Below are 20380 nucleotides of genomic sequence, written 5' to 3'. Positions count from 1 at the left end.
ACTTCCGATAGCGATCCATGCGCTCCTGAGCTTACGGCTGCCCGGCGTCGCTCACCCGCCCTCCGGCCACCACTCCGGCTCCGGCGGCGAAAACAAGCTCTGCTCGATCGCCACCGCGTACAATGTGCCCATGGTCGGACCGAACGTCCCCTCGTAGCCGGTGGCCAGACCCTCCCACGACAGAAACTCGTTCCCTTCGGCGAGCCCGCCGCCTGCTCCGCCGCTGAAGAGGTCGTCGGCGAAACCCCCGTCCAGGTCCGCCGCCATCGCCCGCGCCCGGTCCTTGAACCCGTGGATGGAAAGAGCACGCAGATAGAAGGCGACAGCGCTGGGCGACATTGACCCGTCGGTGTACGTCTCGAACGTCGGCTCGGTCGGCTGATAGCCCGGCATGACCGGCAGCATGTGGTCGCCCGACCGCAAAGGAAGCAGGTTAAACGGCAGTCCCAACCGTGCCGACTGCAACCCCAGCCGGTCCCGCAGCGACTCGAGATTTCCCAACGCCCGTTTCGCCGACTCCGGCGTCAGCAGGCCGAACGCGCAGGCCGGACCGTTGATCCACAGATAGCCGTAGTCGTGAATCTCGCCGTCCCGGCTGCGCCAGCCGATCACCCACCCGGTCTCCGGGTTCACCAGCCACCGTGCGTAATTGTCCCGCAACCGTGCCGCCGCATCGCGGGCGAGATTCGCCAGATCGCCGCGGTCGAGTTCCCGCAGCAGGGCGGTTCCATTGCGCAGGCCGCGGTAGGTCCAAGCGTTGACGTACGCGTCGAGGTGGCCGAATCCCACCACGTCCCAGGCGTTGGAACTCCAGCGGTGCGAGCCTGAATTGCCCGAAAGGTCGCGGCAGACCACCAAACCTTCCGCCCCGATCGTCGCCAGCATCCGCTCCACCGCCGCCGCCAGACCCGGTTCGACCTGCCGCAACCAGGTGGCGTCGCCCGAAACCTGCCAGATCCGCCCAGCCGAGCAGACCAGCACGGGGTCCGAATCCAGGTAGAGATTCCGCCAGTATCCATATCCGCCGCCGTCCATCAGGGCCCGTCCAATCGTGAACCGGGCCGTACTCAACGGGTCGAAGCCGTTCCGCGGCCGTTGCGTGAACGCGGCCACGTCAATCGGAGTGTGCTGGTTCACGTGGCAGTTCACCGATGCGGCGTGGTTGGAGAATCCGCCCCACTCCGGCCGATAGCACGAAAACGACGAGGCCCAGTGCCGCCGCACGCCCACGCCCGCCGCTGGCCCGTCCTTCTCCCGCACGGGCTGCAGGTTGTCTACCGACAGTTCAACCGTCGCCGCGATACGCCCCGCCGGAACCACTTGGCACCGATCATTTTCCGGGCGCTCGCCCAGGACGAATCCGGCTGCCACCTCGTAACTCGGCCGGTAGCTCTCGACCTGCATCCACGCCGGGCCACCCTCGCTCCCGACCAGTCGGCACCCGAGACACCCGATTCCATCGCCCGCGAACATCGCAGGCGGATGGACCTCGCCGCTGCGCCCGGGCCTCAATGTCGGCTCCGCCGCCACCCCGGTCATCCCACGCCGCAGCGACCACGCCAGCCGCCAGGCCTCTGCCTCCAGCACCGGCACAGCGGCCGAAGCGCTCTGCGACAGTTCCAACACGATCCGTTCCGGTTCGACCGTGAACACCGCATCGACGGTCACGTTCGCGACCGGCTGGATCGCATGGTAGGCGATCCGATTGCCCGCGATCTCGACGTGGCCGCTCCAATGATGGGTGCCGTAGTCGCCCTGCGGCGTGACCAGCAAGGGCCCGCTCACGCCGTGGTTCGCATCGCCGAATCGCGGCCGGCGAATCGAGAGGCGGTTCTTCTCGGCCCGCCCTTCGCCCGATGCATCCCATCCCAGGTGCATCAGCACCGGACGCCGCAGGCCAAATGCGACGCTCAGGTGCCGTCCCGCGTATACGATCGACTCACCGACGCGCCGCCAGTTCATTCCTTCCGGAGCCTTCGGCTCGATCCTGCCCGTCGTCAAAATCGGCACGTGCGGAGGCGCGTCGGGCTCGCTTTCGCATGGCTCGCCGATCGCGCGGAGCGGGTTCAGAATGCCGAACGGCACTTGGTACGGCCCCCCGTTGCACTCGCCGTGGCTCGGCCAGACCGGGTGCTCGCGGTCGCACTCGACCCGCAGCAGGTCGCACTCCAGCCCGTCCAACTCAATCCCGATTGTTCCCCCGTCGCCCAGCAGCCTGGCGAAGTGACCGTCCATCTCCTCGGCCGTCATCGCCTGCGAAAGGCCTTCGCCGGCAATCCGGGGATCGGCCTCGGGCCAGATTTCCCGCACCGTCTCCCACCGCCATGAGTTCTTGTTGAGCAGCGAGACCGTCAGGTGAGCCGGGTGCGTCGGCACATTCGGGGCCCATCGGCCGTACACCAGCCGCGGCAACTCCAGTCGATCCACCCGCACCCGCCGCAAAAACCGCAGATACCGCACCGCCGTCCGGCCGTCAATCCTCGCCCCCAACTCCGGATGCTCCACCGGCCGATGATGCGCATGCGTCACGCCGCTGTACGGAAGAACCTGGGACACTATGCTCCCCTTTCCACCCCGTCTCACTCGTTGCCGCACTCGATGTCCACTTGCTCCGCCCGTTCGTAGAGCGTCTTGTCCGGCATCTGGAACGCGCGGGGATGAAACTCCTCTCGGGCTTCGATCGGGCCGAGCTTCAGCTTCATGTGGCTCTTATCCTTCGGCCAATAGAGCTCGATCCGCTCCGGAACGTACCCCTGATGCTCCCCGTCCTCGACGAACCGGTAGTCCGCGAACCGCATCTCCATGTCCGCCTGGCCCTGCGGGTCCAGGTACATGATCTTAGCCACGCTCAGCCGGTCGTTCGGATCCAGATAAATCTCCCGCGCGATGTACCAGAAACCTTCGTCATCGACCGCCAGGTACATCAGCACGTGAAACGGCTTGCGGTTCTGGACCACCGGTCCCAGATACTGGCCCGACAGGTCCCGGATGTTCACCTGGCCCAGCGCCTCGACCAGCCGGTTCGGCGCCGCCAGCCGCCACTCGTTGCACGGCTGGTCCACGTATTTCCACCGACCCCACCACAACGTGCTCACCTGCGGCTTGATGCCCAGCCAGTACTGCTCCTCGTTCGATCCGATCAGCAGCGCCGCCGGCGTGCCCGGCACGCTGGCCGAGAGGTACAGCGACTTGGGCCCGTCAAACAGCACGTTCAGGCCGCCGAGGGGAAACCGGTGCGAGCCCTTCTCGTCGGTCAGCAGTACGCCCAGATTGCCCCCTTTGGACCGGAACGAGCGCAGCGGCTGAAGCTCGCGCTCGGCCCGGGTTACCGCCTCCGCCGTTGAAAGCGGCTCGAAAGGCCGCTGCGGCGCGCAACCGGCCATCCACAACGCGCCCAACACGCCCGCCGTCGTCAGAGCCCGCCGAACCACCATCGCGCACCTCCAACCCCGTATGACAGCTCAGTCGCCCGCCAACACCTCGGCCAACTGCTCCCGAATCTGCTCCAACTGCTCCTCGGTCAGGTGCGGGTTGACGATCCGAAGCTCGGCGTCCTCGCCGGTCAGCTTCACCACCCACACCTCCTTCCCGTCCGTCGTCTCCGTCGATATGTACCGCAGCAGACGCTTGCGCATGACGATCAGCGCCAGCACGAACGTGAACGCCTGTTTCGTCGCGTCCTCGCTGCCCGCCAGACGCTTGAATATCTGCAGCAGCACCTCGTTGTTCACGAACAGCTTGCGCTTCTGCTCCTTGACCGGAATCTTCGCCTTCCAGAAACTGAACGCCGCGTCCCGGTACGAATCGCTCCAGCACCCCTCGCAGAAATCCCGCCGCTCGAAACCCTCCTGCTTCTCGTGCAGCGTCGCGTAGTAGCTTTCCCGTTCCACCAGTTCCCGGTGACAGGCGGAGCAGATTCCGCCCTTCGTCACGAAATTCTCCCAGGTCTCGACCGCCATTCCTTCCGACTCGCCTCCTGTTGCTATAGGGTCGCGGCGGCCGACGCTTCCGCGTCCGACGCCGAGTTACGTGGCTCTGAAAAACCGGCAGTTCACCCCGTTCGGCCCCACCCGCACGCTCACTTTCCGCGAGCACCGCGGACACCACCCGACGTACGCCGTGCCCTCGCGGTTGCGGTAGATGCGATTATAAACCGAGCAGCACTCGAAGTACACGCTGATGTACGGCCGCTTCAGGAAAGATGACTCGTCGCAGTCCTTGCGCCCGGCGACCACCTTCCCGCCGATCTCCAGGATGTAGTCGCAGTCCTCGCTCAAACCGCACCGGCCTCCGCCTCGATCCTACTTGTCCAGCCGAACGATATCCGCCCCCAACGCCCGGAACTTCTCCTCGATCCGCTCGTATCCCCGGTCGATGTGGTACACCCGGTTGATCTCCGTGGACCCCTTGGCCAACAGCCCCGCCAGCACCAGCGCCGCGCTCGCCCGAAGGTCCGACGCCATCACCGGCGCGCCGATCAGCTTCTTGACTCCTTCCACGATCACCGTCGGCCCTTCCTTCCGCAGCCGCGCGCCCATCCGGTTCAACTCCGCCACGTGCAGAAACCGGTCGGGGAAAATCTTTTCCGTGATCACGCTGTTGCCGTCCGCCAGGCACAGCAGCACCATGAACTGCGCCTGAAGGTCCGTCGGGAATCCGGGATACGGCTGGGTCGTGATCTCCGCCGGCATCAGGTGCCGCGACGAAGCCACCACCACGTTCCCGTTGTCCCGCTCCACCGTCACGCCCACGTCTTCCAGCGTCTTGGTCGCCGCCATCAGATGCTCGGTCCGGCAGTTCTCCAGCGTCACTTCGCCGTTGGTCACCGCCGCCGCCACCATGAACGTCCCAGCCTCGATCCGGTCCGGAATCACGTCGTACTCGCCGCCGCTGAGGCTCTCGACGCCCTCAACCGTGATACGCGGCGAACCCTGCCCGGTGATCTGAGCGCCCATGGCGTTCAGGAAGTTGGCCAGATCCTCCACCTCCGGCTCGCACGCCGCCGACTCGATCACCGTCCGGCCATGGGCCAGCACCGACGCCATCAGGATATTCGCCGTCGCGGTCACGCTCGATCCGAAGTGCCCGCCCAGGAAGATCTCCGCTCCCTGCAGCCGCCGGGCCCGGCAGACGATATCGCCGCCCTCAATCAGTTCCACCTCCGCCCCAAGGGCCTCGACCCCTTTGACGTGCAGGTCCACCGGCCGCGTCCCGATCGCGCAGCCGCCCGGCATCGCCACCTGGGCCTGGCCGCGCTTCGCCAGCAGGGGGCCCATCACGCAGATGCTCGCCCGCATCTTGCGAACCAGGTCGTACTCGGCGTGGTTGTTCGCCTCGTCCACCACCTCCAGACGCAACGTCCCATCGCCGATCCAATCGACCTTCACCCCCAGCTTGCTCAGAATCAGCCCCATGTGGTCGATGTCCGAAAGCCGCGGCACGTTGTGCAGCATCACCGGTCCATCGCACATCAATGCCGCCGCCATGATCGGCAACGCCGCATTCTTCGACCCGCTGATCCTTACTCTGCCCTTAAGCCGCTTTCCGCCTTGAATCCTGAAATAATCCATACTCACTTTCCTTGAGTGAAACCTATCGCCACCCGCCGGATCTCCGCGTGGTCCTTCTCGAAAATCACTTCGTCGTAGGGATGCCGCCCAAAGATCTCGCGGACCTTCTCACTCTGATTGTATCCGATCTCCAGGACGAGAAAGCCTCGTTCCCGAAGATACTTCCATCCCTCAGCGATGGCGGGCTCGATGGCGTCCAGTCCTTCCGGGCCGGCCACCAGGGCGCCGACCGGTTCAAAGTCCTTTATATGTCTCGGCAAACGTTCGTAATCCGCTTCAGTGACGTAGGGCAGGTTGCCCACCACCAGGTCGAATTGTCCGGTCGGCTCGATCCGTTCGTACAGATTCGACTCCACGAATTGGATACGATCCGCCACCCCATGCCGTTCCGCGTTTCGCTTCGCCACCGCCAGCGCCTCAGCCGAGACGTCCGTGGCCACAAACTGCCCGGGCTTCGGCAGATTCCTGGCCAGGCTCACCGAGATGCATCCGCTGCCCGTTCCCAGTTCCAGGATCGCCAGCTCGTCCCGCGACCCCAACGCCTCATCCGATCGAACCTTGCGCACCACCCACTGGACCAGAATCTCCGTCTCCGGACGCGGAATCAGTACCGCACGGTTCACCTCGAACTCCAGCGAATAGAACTCCTTGGTCCCGATCAGGTAGGCGATCGGCTCGCCCGACGCCGCCCGCTTGACCAGCTCCCGGTACGCCGTCCGCGCCTCGGGCGAAACCGACTGCTCGAACCGAAGGTACAGATCAACCTTCGAGCACCCAAGCACCCGGGCCAGCAGCAGTTGCGCCGAAAGCAGGGGGTCGGAAAGGCCCTTTTCGCTGAAGTAGTTACTGGTCCACTTCAGCAGTTGTCCAACACTCCATTGTTCACCGGCGGCCGTATTCATCGCCTCGCCACCTCACCAACATCCGTGTCTCTGCCGGGCGGTCGGTTTCCCCTTGCCCGCCGTGCCTCCAAGTGCGCTCAGAGCTTCACCGGCCGTCCCAGCCGGGCCGACTCATAGACCGCCAGGATGATCTGGACCGCCTTGCGGGCCTCCTGGCCGTCCACCTCGGGCACCCGCCTGGCGTCCAGGGCATCCATAAACGCCTGGAAATTCCGCTGATGGTTCACCGCCGAGATGGCCTTCGGGTCCGTCGAACCCGAAGCCGCCGCCTCGCCGCCGAACCGCTTGCGCAGTTCCTCATCCTCCGGCTTCTCCTCAGCGAGCTTCAGCGTCTTGAGCGTCGTCGATTCGCTGACCACCGTCCCGCCTGTGCCGCCAAGCTCCACCCGCGACGGCAGCCCCGGGAACATCGCCGTGCTGGCGAACAGCGTGCCGATCGCCCCGTTCTCGAACTCCAAAGCCGCGGAGACCACGTCTTCAACCTCGATCTTATGGGCCAGCGTCGCCGCGAACGCCGTAACCTGTCGGACCTTCTGGCCCACCAGCCACTGCAGCAGGTCCACCGTGTGAGCCCCTTGGTTCATCAACGCCCCGCCGCCGTCGAACTTCCTGGTGCCTTTCCAGCCGCCCTCGTCGAAGTACTGCTGGCTCCGCCACCACGGAACGTATCCACCCGCGTAGGTGATCTGCCCCAGCCGTCCCTGTTGCACGAGCTGTTTGAGCGCCTGGTTGACCGGCTCAAACCGGCTGTTGAAGACCCCGCCCAGTTGAGTGCCCGCCTTGGCGTGGGCCTCGATCATCCGGTCGATCCGCTCCAGCGTCACGTCAAGCGGTTTCTCGCAGATCACGTGCTTGCCGTGCTCCGCCGCCGATACCGCCGGCTCCATATGCACACCCGACGGCGTGCCGATCGTGACGATATCCAGCTCCTTGTCCGAGAGAAACTTATCGAGGTCGCCGTAGTGCCGGCAGCCGGTCTTCTTGCCGAATTGCTCCGCCCGCTCGGCCTTAAGGTCATAGACCGCCACCAGCTTGCCCCGCTCCAGCCCTGCGATCGCCTTGGCGTGAAACTCGCCAATCATGCCGGCGCCGATGATCCCGAATCCGTACGTCTTGGCCATGATCCCGTTCCTTCTCCTGATGCTCACTCGGCGGCCGCGGCTCTAGTGGCTGCTGACCCACCGGCCGTCTTCCTCGAACACGTACGTCTCGATGTCCCGTTCCGTACCGTCGCGAAGGTCGATGTGCGTCAACACCCGGTACACCGAACCCTCGACCGCGTCGCGCAGCTCATCCACCTTCATCTGGGCCGGGCTCTCCAGCTTTACGATGCTTTCGATCTCGATCAGCTTCGCCTTGTACTGGGCCCGCTCGAACGGCGTTTCATCGAACGGCCGGCGCCGCTGTGTCACCGCCTGCCGGTACAGCTTGTAGTTTTTCTCCACCCGCGGATCGGCCAGGACCAGGTCGATGAACTCGGCGATAAACCGGTTGACATCCGGATTCTCCGACCGCGCCGACATCGGGAAACGCACCTCGGTCACCCGGTCCCCGATCTGCTTCTGCCAGACCTCCGGGATCACCGCCAGTCGTGGCTGCGTCGTCGGTTGCTGCGGTTCGCTGTCCTCGCCCAACAAGTACACCAGCCCGATCAGTCCGATCACCACCGCCGCGATGATGATCGCAACCTTCGCGGGCGAGGCGGACCGTGCTTCTTTTCTCATAACCTGCTCGCACTCAAAGGGATACTATTCATCTTGCCTTGGCTATCATGTTCGGAGATATTGTACAGGCCGACCGGGCTCCAGAAAAGCCTATTTGACGATTGCCGTAAATGGGGCTGATATGTGCGGAATAGCCGGGATTGTGTCGCTGACCGACGATGGCCGGGTCGACCCCGACCGCCTCGCCGCCATGGCCGGCGCATTGCTCCATCGCGGACCCGACAACCAGGGCCTCTACCTCACCAACGACCGGCGCGAAGGTCTGGCCTTCCGTCGGCTCTCGATTATTGATCTGCAGACCGGCAATCAGCCCATCGCCAACGAGGACCAGACCATCCGCGTCGTCTGCAACGGCGAGATTTACAACTTCAAGGCCCTCCGCCAGCAGCTTTCCGCGAACCACGCCTTCCGGACCGCCGGCGACATCGAGCCCATTGTCCACCTCTACGAGCAGTTCGGCTTGGAGTTCCTAAGCCGCCTCGACGGCTTTTTCGCCCTGGCTCTGCTGGACTCGCAGCGAAGCCAACTTCTCCTCGCCGTCGACCGGTTCGGCAAAAAGCCCCTGTACTACGCCGAACACGAAGGCTGCCTGTACTTTGGCTCGGAACCCAAGGCGATCCGGAAGGGGGGTGTTGACGGCGAGTTTTCCCGACCCGCCCTCATCGACTACCTGCGGTTCGGATGGATTCCCGCACCGGCCACGATCTTCAGCAATGTCCGCAAGCTTGAGCCCGGGCACTGCCTGCGGATTTCCCTTATCCGCGCTCGACGGTCCAGTATTCCAGCACTGGTCCCGGTGCGGTACTACCGGTCGGCCGTTGCCGCCTTCAGCGGGACCTACGATCAGGCCCGCCATCGGGTGCGGTCCGTCCTCTCCGGCGCCGTGGCCAAGCGCCTGGTGGCCGACGTGCCGGTCGGAGTTCTGCTCTCCGGCGGCGTGGACTCAGCCGTCGTGACCGCCCTTGCCGCCCAGGCCTCCTCCGACCCGGTCCGCACGTTCACCGTCGGCTTCGACCACGACCGTTACGACGAACGCCGCCTGGCCCGTCTGACCGCCCAACGGTACAAGACCGATCACCACGAAATCGTTCTGAAACCGGACCTCGACGGCCTGCTGGAGCAGGTGGTGGAAACCTTCGACGAACCCTTCGCCGACAGTTCAGCCGTGCCCACCCGTCTGATCTGCCGGTTCGCCGCCGAGCAGGTCAAGGTCGTGCTCACCGGCGACGGTGGTGACGAAGCCTTCGCCGGCTACGACCGCTATCGCGCCCTGGCCATCGCTTCCAGCATCCATCGCCTGGGACTGGGGCCGTCAGCCGCCCCGTTGGCCAGGCTTATGGCCTCAGCCGGACCGGAACTCCGCTCCAGCCGTACGCGGCTCTGGCGGCTGATCCGCGCCCTGCCGATCAGCCCAGCCGAGCAGTACGCCTCGTTCCTCCGCCTCTTCGACGACCGGACCCTGATCGACCTGCTGGGCTCGGACTTTACCTATCCGCTGACCGACCGGCCCGACTGGATCGCCCAAGCCGTCGATGCCCGGACCGACGTCCCGTCCGCCGTCCGCCGGGCCAACCTGGCCGACTACCAGGTCTATCTGCCCCACGATCTGCTGGTCAAGATCGACCGCACCTCGATGGCCGCCGGTCTGGAGGCCCGATCGCCCCTTTTGGACCGGGAACTGGTCGAATTTGCCCTCTCGCTCCCGCTGGCCTGGCGGACCCGCCTCAAAGCCGGCAAACGCATCCTCCGCGACACCTTCGCCGCCGATCTGCCTCCGGAAGTCCTCGCCGGTCCCAAACGCGGCTTCGGCGTTCCCGTCGGCGATTGGCTCCACGGACCGCTGCGCTCCCAGATGGAACACCGCCTCAGCCCGGATTCCCGTCTCATTCGCTCCGGCATATTCCGCTTCGAATCGTTGACGCGATTAATGCAGGAACACCTGGCCTGCCGCCACGACCACGGCCACCGACTCTGGGCCCTGATGGTCCTCGATCAGTTCCTGACCATTCTATAAACTCTTCCCTACAGAATAAGACCGGCACGGAGCTCGCGGAACACGCGGAAAAGACAGAACTTAAGAAAAGAAGCTCCGCTGGGCCGGCGCCACGTCTGCGTCTTGCTGCTTCGTATTCTCAGTTTGCGTCTTCTGCCCTCCGCGTGATCCGCGTGATCCGCGTGATCCGTGCCGTCCTGAAGAGACCGCCAGCATCGTCCGGTTGCGAATGTTGCGTTTCCGTGTTACCAAAATGCACCGCATGTTTCCCCCCCGAAACGTCAGAATTTCGTTGATTCCGCCCCTTTCTGACGCTATACATAACCACCGTCGAGAGCGGTGGTTACAGGGACGTCCCATCGGCTCTTTTTCGGCATGGGGTTTGCATTAAGTCCTTGCGGCACGGATGGATGCCCACGCAGGACGCCGCCTCCGAGGCGGCCATGCTGGAAGAGAAAAGATGCTGAACGTAACGTTTCTGAAAGTCGAGTTGCAGAACTTCTTCTCGCGGAAGTATCGTCTGGCGATTCTGACGCTGGCCTGCTACGCCGCCATGTGCTAAGCCGCTGGCGCAACCACGTCAGAACAGTATTTCCGCCGGCGAAGAAGCTCCGAAGACCGGACCTCAACGGCCCCTCTGGAAGGGGCTGATCGCTTGCCTTAATTCGAACCCCCGGACGGTTGCCTCACCGTCCGGCCGCGCGCATTTTCCATCCTGGCTTCGGACTTCTCACTGCTCTTTCGCCGGTCCCTGCCAGTTCAGATACCACTGCTGGATCCGATCGCGGCTTTTCTCCAGCACGTTCTGCTTCGGCTTGACCAACTCGGGCGGGGTCTGGCCCGCGTTGGCGAACGGCTCGGACGCCGCGTCGAACCACTCCAGCCACGCGACCGGATTGGAGTGAAACGTCTTGCCCGTCAGTTCGATCAGGCTCTTCTCGGCGTGGTAGCGGACCGAAAAATTCGAATCCCGCAGCGCGGTGATCAGGGCATAGACCACGTCGCGATCCTGGAACGCGCCCAGCCCCGAAGCCGAGTGGATCTTGACGTCCAACGCCTCATCGCGCAGCCCGCGGACCATCGCCTCGCGAGTCTCCGCGACCATCTGGGCCTTTTCGATCTCCGCGTACGGCACTTGGGCCAGCGCCCATGCCGCCTCCGCCCGCACCCGCGGATCGCTGTCATTCATCGAATAGATCGCCTGGGTCAAAACCCGCCCGTCCGCCACCCGTCCGAGCGTGTGCAGCCCCAACGCCCGCACCAGCGGATTCGGATCGGTCGCCACGATTGTCTCGACCCCCTTGACCGCCCACGGCTCGCCGATGGCCTTGGTCGCGCTGAACTCGGCCAGCGATCGATACCGCACGTCCGGGTCCGCGTCGCGCACCGCTGTCACCAGCAGCTTCTGCGGGTCCGGAGGAATCAGTCGCAGTTCGCTCTTCCTGTTCTGGCCGCCACAACCCCATAGCGCCATCAGGGCCAGCAGCAGGGCAGTTCCAGGCATCGACGTTCGGCGGGTCAGCAAGTTCTTCATCTACTCACCGTATGTTACGAAACCACACTCACGTGAAACACCGCGCCGCAGTCGGGATTGCCGCAGCGCACGGTGACCTGTGTATCGCTTTCGATCGCCGGATCGGCCTGCATCGCCATCACCGTCGGCAGCAGCGAATGCGCCGCGTGCAGGCACAGCCCAGCCGGCGTCACCTGGTCGAACACGAACCGCTGGCCCTTCCGAAGGCCCGCCCCGCACGCCCCTTTGGCCGGAGCCCGCGCAACCTGGGCCAACACCTTGACCGTCGAGGAATCCAGCTTCCGGTCCGCCGCATCCCGGCCCGACCGACCCTTGACGGCGGCGTCGATCGCCGCGTTCACCAACCGGTCCGCCTCCCGGTTCTGCGACCGCGGAACGTGCCGGATCTGCCAGCGATCGAACTTCATCAGCGCCATCTGCGCCGCGTGGTAGAGGTCCAGGATATTCTCGCTTCTGACCCGGTACTCCCCGATGATCTGCCGCACGAGCAACTCGCTGTCGCTGACGATCTGCAACTGGCGAACGCCCAGCTTCGCCGCCGCCTCAAGGCCGTCGATCAAAGCGGTGTATTCGGCCACGTTGTTGGTCGCTTCGCCGATGAACTGCGAATCGCTGGCGACCGGTTGCCCGTCGGTCGTCGTGATCACATACGCCGCGCCCGCGGGTCCGGGGTTGCCTCGGGCGCCGCCGTCGATGTGAAGGTTGGCTTGCTCGGGGGCGGTCATCAAGAGTCCCGATTCGGGTCGCTCAGTTTTCCTTCCGAACCGCGTCTTCCAGGAACAGGATGCGGCCGCACACGTGGCACACCTGAATCTCGTCGCGAGTCAGCAGGGCGTTGACCGTCTCCATCGGAATGCTCATGTTACAGCCGTCGCAGATGTACTCGTCGGCGTTCGGATAGGGTTTGGTGATCTTGGCCATCGCCTCGCCGTCGTGACGATCGGCGACCCGCTGAAATACCGCCAGGTCTCCGGGCGTCACCGAGTCGGCCATCGAGCTCCGCTGCTGCTCCAGTTCGTCGATCTGCTGCTGCAGGCCGCTGCGCTCCGCTTCGAAGTGCGATTCCTGCTGGGCGAGCTGGCCCGCGTGTTCCCCGAGCTGCTTCTCGAGTTCGCCCAGCCCCTTCTTCATTTCGTCCACCGCGGTCAGCTCGTTGAGGATGCGCTCCTCAAGCTTCGAGTTGTCCGCCCGGTCCGTGTTGAGCTGGGTCAGGATCGCCGAGTATTCCTTGTTGCTCTTGGCGGCGTTCAACTGGGTCCGCAGTTTATTGACCGCCTCCTCGCGGGCCTTGAACTCCAGCTCGAGCTGGCCGGTGCGACTCTGCCGATGCTTGATCTCATCCCGCTTGGCCGCGAGTTGTTCCTCCAGTTGTTTGATCCGGAGCTGGTGCTGTTGGACCTGTCGCTGCTTGCGGCGGAGCAGATCTTTCAGAGACCTCAAGTGTGTTTCCACCCCCTGCAGCTGGTGCAGGGCTGAAAGCGACTGCGGACCCATACGAACCTCCACGAAAGTGGACTATTTACTTGTGAAAGGCGAACTTCGCCATAAAACCAACATTATCATAGACGCCCACAGCGGCGGCAAGAGCAATTTTTCTTTATTTTGAGTTCGCCTCATGGCCCGCCGGGCTTGAGGAACGATCGATGCGCAGCCCGTAGTGCATCGAGAGGGCCGCCGGCGGCCCTGCAATCCGTGTCTTCTACATCTTCTACAGATCACGAACCGTGTGGAACGCCAATCCCAACTCCCTCGATTGGTGCAAAATCGCCTCGACCGCCCACGGAGTAACGTAATTCCGCTGCGGCATGTCGCTGATGTTGTGCGAATTGAACGCCACGCACTCCCGCCGCGCGGCCGCCCGCTCCAGGGCCGCCTCAATCTCCGGTAACTCCTCCGGACCGGTCCGATCGATCCTTTTGGCGATGATGCAGCCGCGATCGGCGATCCGATCCGCCGGCGCAAAGACCGGATCGAACGCCGCCAGCGATTGGCCCTCCTCCGGACCACGGTTGGTCCGAATGTGCCGGAAAACCCCCAGCAGGGCCCGATCCGTCTGGTCATCATTCTCGCTGCACGGATAGGCGAAAGCCGTCGGCTCGAAACCCTCCTGACGCATCCACGCCACCGCCGGCTGGACCTCGCACTCCAACCACTGCTCCAGCGAATGCTCGCGGCAGTAGGTCGCCGCCCGCTCATGCCGCAGCCCGTGGCATTCGATCGCGTGACCCGCCCGCTCGATCCGGTGCAGCCCGTCGATCTGCTCCGGCGTCAACCGCTCGAAGTGCGAGATGAAGAACGTCACATGGGCCTTGTACCGCTCGAACAGCGGCATCGCCGCCAGCCAGTCGGCCACAAAGGCGTCGTCGAAGCTCAAAATGACGCCCGGCTCTCTCGTCGCGCCTTCCGCCACAGCCGTCCCCCTCTCAGCCGAAATACACCCGCGCCAACAGCAGGTCGCCGATGTACTGAATCCGGTTGTACTGCGTCCCGCCGTCCGTCCAGTAGGGCATGCCCTGTCGGTATCCGGAGACGTACTGCTGCAGCCATTCACCGGTCATGATCCACGTTTCCTCGTCGCTGACGTTGACCACGCCGAAGTTGCCCATCCGCGCGCCTTTCTCCGGAAGGATGATCCGTTCGGTCTTCCGGATCACGCACAGTCGCTGCGGATCGACCTGGGCCGCAAACAGGGGGGCGCGATGCCGGAACACCCCGTTGCCAAGCTCGCTGCGGCGGTTGTACACGAGGTACAATTCGTCCTCCCGGGTCAGCCAGTGCTGCTGGGTGTTGTAGTTGCCCAGCTCCGACCCGTCGTCGAACGTCCAGACCCGAAGCGCGTCGTACGCCAACCCGTCGCGGCTCGTCGTCACGTACGCCCGCTCGTCGTGCCGGATCGTCAGGTAGTACCGGCCCTGGAAGAACGTCATCGACGGCTCGGCCAGACCACGCCCGCTATCGACGTTGTGAATCGACCCGTGCTCGACCAGCCGCACTTCGGTCCCGTCGAACCGACCGCGAACCACCGTCACGCCCGGCGTCGTCGACTGATCCTCGCGCAGATGCGAACACGGCAGCAGGAACGTCCCGTCGCCGCACTCGTGCCACTGCGAGCACGACACGAAAAACACGCTCTGGCCCGTTTCCAGCGTCGGCGGCTGGGCCATCCGCTTCCACGGCACAAAATCGCCGCGACCCGGATCCCACCGTGTCCAGACCGGAACGTGAGCAAAGCCCGCCACGTGCTCTTCGCCCTTCTGGCCGGGGTCGCGGTCGTCGTCGCGAGTGTAAACGCTGCATCCAAGGCCCAGAAGCGTCTTGCTCGCCCGATGGTAGTACGGTCCGATGTACGGCTTCTCGAAGATATCGTAGTCCGGACTGATCGCCCGGCCCTCGCCGAACATCGTTCGCGCGTACTGGGCCGCCGCGGCCTTCCGTTCCCGCGATATCGGTTCGCCCAGCAGGTTCTGGCTCTGCATCGGCGGCGTCCATGTCCGCCCCAGATCGCGCGTCCGCGTCCAGAGCGCCGGCCCCATGTCGTTGCCGGTCAGCAGCATCGCCCCGACCATCACCTCCGGCCCGCCGCCGTCGCCGGCGCCCGGAACCGCCGCCAACGCCGGGGCGAACCACGCCTGATTGCTCCGCCGGCCCGCCAGCACCACCTGTGTCTCAATGCGTTTGATCTTGTCCATCACGCGTTCCTACCGCATCAACTGGTTCGCCTTGTCCCAACGGAGACGCGACACGAATACGCTGTTGTCGCTCCCGTACTTCTCGCAGCCGACCGGCTGCATCCACTCGCATACCGTCACCCACGTCTCATTCGCGCTGACTTCGCACACCCCGAAATTTCCCAGCCGCGCCCCGCGCTCCGGAACGACAATCCGCTCCGTCTCGCGAATCACGCACATTCGATCCGGGTCCACCTGCGCAATGAACAGCGGCGCCCGATGCCGGAACACGTGATCGTTGTTCGCCCCGCGCCGCGTATACACCAGGCACAGCCCGTCGCTGTGCGTCACCCAGTGCTGCTGCGTGTTGTAGTTGCCCAACTCCGAGCCGTCGTCGAACGTCCACGGCCGCGGCTCCTCGAACCGCAGTCCATCGCCGCCCCGCGTCACGTAGCCGCGATCGTCATGCCGGATGGTCAGAAAGTAGCGGCCGTCGTACCTCGCCAGCGACGGCTCGCCCAGCCCGCGCGCCGTTTCGACCGTGTGTTCGCTCCCGTGTTCGAGGTACCGCAACCTCTGCCCGTCGAACCCGCACCGCATGACCGACACCTTGGCGAACTTTTCCCCCTTCACGCGAAAGTACATCGGCAGCAGAATCTCGCCGTTGGCCAAGTCAACCCGCTGCGTGCATCCGGCGCCGCAGTTGGAGAACTTCGTATCGTCCGGCATCGCCACCGTCGCCCACGGCGACCACGTCCTCGCATCGGCGTCATACACCGAATACGTCGTCTGACGCGGCCGCGGGTCCGGCATCAGGCGCTCGCCGATGTACCGAGCCACGTGTCCTGTTCCCAATAGCTTTCCGGTCGCTGCGTGCCATTTCGGCGTAAAATCGCAGATGCACGCGGTCACCCCGCCGTCCTCTTCCCGCCGGCCGAGCGTCTCGTGTTCCGTCGGACCCGACCAGCTTGCTCCCAGGTCGTCCGTCCGCATCTCGTGCAGCCCAAAGAAAATATCGCTGCCCGACAGCAGAAGCTTCTGCATCGTCAACACGACGACGGGCGGATTGCCCGGAATCGCCCCCGCCCGGCCGTGCACCCAGCAGGTCTGCCCGTCGAATCCGCGACTAATCGTCTCCAGTTCGACGCTAAAGCCAGGCTGTGCAGTCACTTGCCGCTCCTTTCCTGCCGCTGTGCGATCGACTGGGGCCTCATTATAGTCCCTCGGCTCGCTCGGTACACCCGCGATTTAGCCGAAGATTAATGTCCCTCTCCCAGCCCCTTTACATTGCCCGCGTAGACTCCCGCGTGTGACCCGGAGGCAGGCGGCGTGCCTCTCTTCCGGCCGGTCACGAAGGCATCGTAGTCATTGTGGTAGGAGGATTTGGTATGAAGTGGAACCGTAAGTCTTGGGGAGCCTTCACCCTGGTGGAGCTCCTGGTCGTGGTTGCCATCATCGCGCTGTTGGTGGCGATCCTGTTGCCGTCGCTCGCCTCGGCCCGTCAGGCCGCCCGCTCGGCGACGTGCGCCTCGAACCTGCGTGGCTTTGGCGCGGGCTTCGAGATCTACGCCTCGCAGAACCGCCTGGGCTATCGCTGCTCCGGCGCGTTCGACTGGAAACGCGACGGCCACGTCGACAAGGTGGGTTGGGTCGCCGACCTGATCAACCTGAAGGTCGCCAACCCCGGCAAGGCCCTGTGCCCGGGCAACCAGTACACCATCAGCGAAAAGGTGGTGGACTACACCGGCGCCGGCGACACCGCGGGCTTCAACGCCCTCTACTGGGGCACCGGTGTGACCACCCTGGCGACCGACGTCTACCCCACGTCCCTCGCCTCGCAGGAGTTCTGGAACAAGGGCTACAACAGCAACTACGCCGCCAGTTGGCACATGGTCCGCGGAGACCCGGTCGTGATCAAGACCGACCCGACCGATCCGACGACCTGGGACCTCTACAGCACCAACGCCTGCGCCGACAACGGCAGCAAGTGCCCCGAAGACGGCGACGGCCCGATCAACGGCTCGCACACCGAAGGCGGCGTAGCCACCCCGGATCGCATCGTGATGCTCGGCGACGCCCGCGTGGGTGACGGCAGCGAAGCCACCATCGCCGATCAGACGATGGCCGACGCCATCAACAACTTCGCCGGCAAAGACGTCGTGCGGGTCGGCGACATGACCCTCGAAGCCTTCTGCGACGGCATGGCGGTTGACCTCGAAGACGTCGACGCCACCCACTTCGCCGGCAAGAAGGCCCATGAGTTCAACGACATCGCCCCGCTGCACGGCGGCGACGGCTACGTCGGCGGTTACGCCAACGTTCTGTTCGCCGACGGCCATGTGGCCGCCGTCTACGACGTCGCCGGCGAGACCGGCCCCGACGGCTACCTCGGCGCCTACAAGCCGGCCGGCGGCGGCTTCACCATGAACGCCGATGCGTTCACCGAGATCGCCGACACCATGTGGTACGGCCGCATGCGGAACCCCGTCGCCCCCGGCGGCGGCAGCGTCGAGTAACCCGGCCACTGACTGACCGGCAAGACCAGCCAATGGCAGCCCGCGTTCTGCTGCACCGAACAGGTAGCGAGTCGCGGGCCGCCATGCTATTTCCGGAACGACACGAAACAACCACCCCGTGCCGCAGACAACCGCCACCCCCCAAAAGAGTCGCGACCGTCAGGGAGCGAGGTCTTTGCAAACCCTTGTCCCCGCCGGGGGTAAGAAACTGCCGCCCATCGCTATCATGGATTCCCCGATAGCGATTTCAGCGCCCGCCCCGATTGCCTTGGCCGCCAACCGGGCCGATAATAAGACACTATAGAGAATAGCTCTGCCGGAAAACGTGACTATATCGCGGGGCTGTGGTGGAGGTCCCTGAAGGGGGGACGGGGACCTTGACCGTAGCCCCGCTTGCTATGTCCCGACAAAGCCCCCGCTTCTACCCACGACGCGGATCAAACAGCACCTGATCGGCTCTCCCGCTGAACCCGCATTCCTCCAACAGCCTCAGGTGCGGCCAGAACTCGCCCACCTCATAGAGGTTATGAGCGTCGTTACCGAACGTGATCCGCACGCCGTCCTCAAGACAAAGCCTAAAGAACTCCGCTGGGGGCTCATTGGTGTGATAGTTGATCTCCGCCGCCACCCCGTGCTCCCGCAGCATCCTTGCCAGCGGTCTGAATAACTCGCGCGGCGTCCCTATCCTCGTTCGCCGGAAAACCCGGAACGGGTGGGCCAGCACCTGGATGCCCGACCTCACCAGCCGCTCGCATGTTGACAGGAACTCTTGCGCCATCCGCTCTTCGCTCACCGGAGTAACCCGCTGGGCCGGCAGCCGATGGACCGCCCCGATGATGAAATTCACCCGCGACCGGTCCTCCTCGCGCACCACCGGCCGCCCGCGAAAATCGCAGTCCGCCTCCAAGCCCCAATTCCGCTGCGGACAATCCGCTTCCTCCAACGCGGCGAAGTACTCCTTGACCCGCAGCGTCTGCTTCGCGTCGCCGTCCACGCCCGCATCCAGAAACGCCCCTGAGCTGTAGACTTCGCGATCGTAGTACAGGTGCGAGGTGTGCTCGGCGAACGCCACCTCCGCCAGACCCATCTCACGCCCGAACGCCGTCGCCGCGCGCACCGTCATATTCTCGTTGCAGTACGCCAGGTGCGTGTGCACGTGCAGATCGACCAGGCCGAGTTCTGCCGGCATCGCCAGTGAATGCCGCGTCAGCCGCACCTGATCGTCGGCCAACTCCAGCTCATCGAACCGGAACGGCGCTTCGCACAGCGCCGGCCCCGCCACAAAGCTCATCTCCCCCTGACGCACCACCTCCATGCCCGGATGGAAGTGCCCGCTGACCGCCAGCCGGTAGCTGTTGGCCGCCATCGCCTCGATCACCGCCTCCGCGTTCACGTAATTGTACGGACATTCCGACCGCCCCGGCGGAAAGACCGGCACGTGCTGAACCGACACCAGCGGCCCGGCAAACCCCACCCGCGCCGCCGCCATCCGATCCAGGTCCCGCCCCTCGCGCCGGGCGTTCCAGCCGGGCTCTTCCGGGTCCAGAAATGGTACGAACCGCACACCCGCCACCTCCAGCCAGTCGCCCGGCCGATCGAAAATCCGATAGAACCGATCCGCCTCCATGTCGTGATTGCCCGGAATTACCAGCGTCGGCGACTGAATCCTGTCCACGATCACCCGAAGCTCCCGCAGATACGCCTCCGCCTCAGCCGCCTGGGGATCGTTAATTAGATCACCCAAAATCAGCGTCACATCCGGCTGGACCCACCGGTTCAGCCGATTGACCGCCCGAAGCAGCAGAATCGGTGCGATATCCCCTCGCCGATTCCCCGCCGCCTCCTGGGCCATGTGCGCATCCGACAAAACCGCAATCTTCACCGTCATCAGCCGCGAATCCCTTCTGTCAGCCGTTCGTTCACGTGCACGTCCAAACGCACCATCCTAACGAACCAACCCAAACCCCGCAAACTCCAACCTTGACCCATCCACGCCCCGCGAATACGATATACCTGACCAAACCGGGCGGTTAGCTCAGTTGGCTAGAGCGATTGCCTTACAAGCAATAGGTCACTGGTTCGAGCCCAGTACCGCCCAGTGGCCCGCGACAGATTCCCGACGAGCTGGATGCAGATGGCGGCAAAATAGGCCCTTGGTGCGGCGGCACTCTCGCAGCCCTGCGTGTCGCGACATCCGCTCATGAGGCGTCGGTGGCGGAACCCCGCCCGCAAATCCGGAGGACGGACATGGCCGAACGACCGGACGAAGACAAGCTGCAAGCCTATGAACGTCGCGCGCCCGGTTGGGTCGTCCGGTGCAAACGGTGTGGCTTCACGGAGCCCTGGGGCAAGTACGGCATCCGCCTTGGCGCAGCCTCGCGGAAAAAATGCACCATCGGCCGATGCCCTCGCTGCGGCCGCTTCTGCTGTCACGCCATCGAGAAACGCAAGACAGACCAGCGGATGCCTTGAT

General features: G+C 64.6%; 17 protein-coding genes and 1 tRNA gene. 3 read left to right on the top strand and 15 right to left on the bottom strand.

The features are described 5' to 3' along the window. Positions 1 to 51: 51 nt before the first annotated feature. The 8 genes from GXY33_08385 to GXY33_08350 form a co-directional block, all read right to left on the bottom strand. Positions 52 to 2556 (bottom strand): hypothetical protein, encoded by a 2505-nt coding sequence (locus GXY33_08385; GenBank protein NLX05146.1) that lies wholly within the window; start codon positions 2554 to 2556, stop codon positions 52 to 54. Between the two features lie 23 nt (positions 2557 to 2579). After that, positions 2580 to 3434: a hypothetical protein gene (locus GXY33_08380; protein ID NLX05145.1), complete on the bottom strand. Its 855-nt coding sequence runs from the start codon at positions 3432 to 3434 to the stop codon at positions 2580 to 2582. 27 nt (positions 3435 to 3461) lie between these two features. Continuing rightward, on the bottom strand, positions 3462 to 3959 hold the full coding sequence (locus GXY33_08375) for a hypothetical protein (protein ID NLX05144.1): 498 nt from the start codon (positions 3957 to 3959) through the stop codon (positions 3462 to 3464). Between the two features lie 66 nt (positions 3960 to 4025). After that, a complete protein-coding gene (locus GXY33_08370) occupies positions 4026 to 4277 on the bottom strand; it encodes a hypothetical protein (GenBank protein ID NLX05143.1) in 252 nt (83 codons plus the stop codon). A gap of 24 nt (positions 4278 to 4301) precedes the next feature. Further along, on the bottom strand, positions 4302 to 5570 hold the full coding sequence (murA, locus tag GXY33_08365) for a UDP-N-acetylglucosamine 1-carboxyvinyltransferase (protein ID NLX05142.1): 1269 nt from the start codon (positions 5568 to 5570) through the stop codon (positions 4302 to 4304). A 2-nt stretch (positions 5571 to 5572) separates the two neighbouring features. Beyond that, entirely contained in the window at positions 5573 to 6472 is a 900-nt protein-coding gene (prmC, locus tag GXY33_08360; protein ID NLX05141.1) for a peptide chain release factor N(5)-glutamine methyltransferase, read from the bottom strand. Positions 6473 to 6549: 77 nt separating this feature from the next. Beyond that, a complete protein-coding gene (locus tag GXY33_08355) occupies positions 6550 to 7593 on the bottom strand; it encodes a Gfo/Idh/MocA family oxidoreductase (protein ID NLX05140.1) in 1044 nt (347 codons plus the stop codon). Between the two features lie 42 nt (positions 7594 to 7635). Continuing rightward, complete coding sequence (locus GXY33_08350) at positions 7636 to 8196, bottom strand: hypothetical protein (protein NLX05139.1); 561 nt, start codon at positions 8194 to 8196, stop codon at positions 7636 to 7638. 121 nt (positions 8197 to 8317) lie between these two features. Here GXY33_08350 and asnB point away from each other — a divergent pair, with 121 nt between their 5' ends. Beyond that, complete coding sequence (asnB, locus tag GXY33_08345) at positions 8318 to 10210, top strand: asparagine synthase (glutamine-hydrolyzing) (protein NLX05138.1); 1893 nt, start codon at positions 8318 to 8320, stop codon at positions 10208 to 10210. A gap of 709 nt (positions 10211 to 10919) precedes the next feature. On the opposite strand, the gene GXY33_08340 is transcribed toward asnB, so the two are convergent. The 6 genes from GXY33_08340 to GXY33_08315 all read right to left on the bottom strand — a co-directional run bounded on the left by GXY33_08340 (position 10920) and on the right by GXY33_08315 (position 16561). Continuing rightward, complete coding sequence (locus GXY33_08340) at positions 10920 to 11723, bottom strand: HEAT repeat domain-containing protein (protein NLX05137.1); 804 nt, start codon at positions 11721 to 11723, stop codon at positions 10920 to 10922. A gap of 14 nt (positions 11724 to 11737) precedes the next feature. Beyond that, on the bottom strand, positions 11738 to 12448 hold the full coding sequence (locus GXY33_08335) for a TIGR04076 family protein (protein NLX05136.1): 711 nt from the start codon (positions 12446 to 12448) through the stop codon (positions 11738 to 11740). Positions 12449 to 12470: 22 nt separating this feature from the next. Further along, positions 12471 to 13163 (bottom strand): hypothetical protein, encoded by a 693-nt coding sequence (locus tag GXY33_08330; GenBank protein ID NLX05135.1) that lies wholly within the window; start codon positions 13161 to 13163, stop codon positions 12471 to 12473. A gap of 268 nt (positions 13164 to 13431) precedes the next feature. Continuing rightward, positions 13432 to 14133, bottom strand: coding sequence for a polysaccharide deacetylase family protein (locus GXY33_08325; GenBank protein NLX05134.1), 702 nt, complete (start codon positions 14131 to 14133; stop codon positions 13432 to 13434). A gap of 13 nt (positions 14134 to 14146) precedes the next feature. Then, positions 14147 to 15412: an exo-alpha-sialidase gene (locus tag GXY33_08320; GenBank protein NLX05133.1), complete on the bottom strand. Its 1266-nt coding sequence runs from the start codon at positions 15410 to 15412 to the stop codon at positions 14147 to 14149. A 9-nt stretch (positions 15413 to 15421) separates the two neighbouring features. Beyond that, the gene (locus GXY33_08315; protein NLX05132.1) at positions 15422 to 16561 is read right to left on the bottom strand and encodes an exo-alpha-sialidase; all 1140 of its coding nucleotides are present in this window, start codon (positions 16559 to 16561) and stop codon (positions 15422 to 15424) included. Between the two features lie 218 nt (positions 16562 to 16779). Between GXY33_08315 and GXY33_08310 the strand changes: the two genes are divergently transcribed. Continuing rightward, positions 16780 to 17907, top strand: a complete 1128-nt coding sequence (locus GXY33_08310) for a type II secretion system protein (GenBank protein NLX05131.1) — start codon at positions 16780 to 16782, stop codon at positions 17905 to 17907. A gap of 421 nt (positions 17908 to 18328) precedes the next feature. Here GXY33_08310 and GXY33_08305 read toward each other — a convergent pair whose 3' ends face one another. Then, entirely contained in the window at positions 18329 to 19795 is a 1467-nt protein-coding gene (locus GXY33_08305) for a hypothetical protein (protein ID NLX05130.1), read from the bottom strand. A gap of 136 nt (positions 19796 to 19931) precedes the next feature. On the opposite strand from GXY33_08305, the gene GXY33_08300 reads away from it, so the two are divergent. Beyond that, positions 19932 to 20005: transfer RNA gene (locus GXY33_08300), tRNA-Val, on the top strand. The last annotated feature ends 375 nt before the right edge of the window (positions 20006 to 20380 follow it).

The sequence above is a fragment of the Phycisphaerae bacterium genome (assembly GCA_012729815.1).
Lineage (GTDB): Bacteria > Planctomycetota > Phycisphaerae > JAAYCJ01 > JAAYCJ01 > JAAYCJ01.
The sequence above is the reverse complement of the archived record's forward strand: the minus strand, read 5'-3'. Positions and strand labels throughout refer to the sequence as shown.

What these genes read in the sequence shown, in the direction of transcription:
- GXY33_08380 (NLX05145.1), bottom strand. Translation starts at nt 3,434, where the DNA reads ATGGTGGTTCGGCGGGCTCTGACGACGGCGGGCGTGTTGGGCGCGTTG.
- GXY33_08375 (NLX05144.1), bottom strand. Translation starts at nt 3,959, where the DNA reads ATGGCGGTCGAGACCTGGGAGAATTTCGTGACGAAGGGCGGAATCTGC.
- murA (NLX05142.1), bottom strand. Translation starts at nt 5,570, where the DNA reads ATGGATTATTTCAGGATTCAAGGCGGAAAGCGGCTTAAGGGCAGAGTA.
- prmC (NLX05141.1), bottom strand. Translation starts at nt 6,472, where the DNA reads ATGAATACGGCCGCCGGTGAACAATGGAGTGTTGGACAACTGCTGAAG.
- GXY33_08355 (NLX05140.1), bottom strand. Translation starts at nt 7,593, where the DNA reads ATGGCCAAGACGTACGGATTCGGGATCATCGGCGCCGGCATGATTGGC.
- GXY33_08350 (NLX05139.1), bottom strand. Translation starts at nt 8,196, where the DNA reads ATGAGAAAAGAAGCACGGTCCGCCTCGCCCGCGAAGGTTGCGATCATC.
- asnB (NLX05138.1), top strand. Translation starts at nt 8,318, where the DNA reads ATGTGCGGAATAGCCGGGATTGTGTCGCTGACCGACGATGGCCGGGTC.
- GXY33_08340 (NLX05137.1), bottom strand. Translation starts at nt 11,723, where the DNA reads ATGAAGAACTTGCTGACCCGCCGAACGTCGATGCCTGGAACTGCCCTG.
- GXY33_08335 (NLX05136.1), bottom strand. Translation starts at nt 12,448, where the DNA reads ATGACCGCCCCCGAGCAAGCCAACCTTCACATCGACGGCGGCGCCCGA.
- GXY33_08320 (NLX05133.1), bottom strand. Translation starts at nt 15,412, where the DNA reads ATGGACAAGATCAAACGCATTGAGACACAGGTGGTGCTGGCGGGCCGG.
- GXY33_08310 (NLX05131.1), top strand. Translation starts at nt 16,780, where the DNA reads ATGAAGTGGAACCGTAAGTCTTGGGGAGCCTTCACCCTGGTGGAGCTC.
- GXY33_08305 (NLX05130.1), bottom strand. Translation starts at nt 19,795, where the DNA reads ATGACGGTGAAGATTGCGGTTTTGTCGGATGCGCACATGGCCCAGGAG.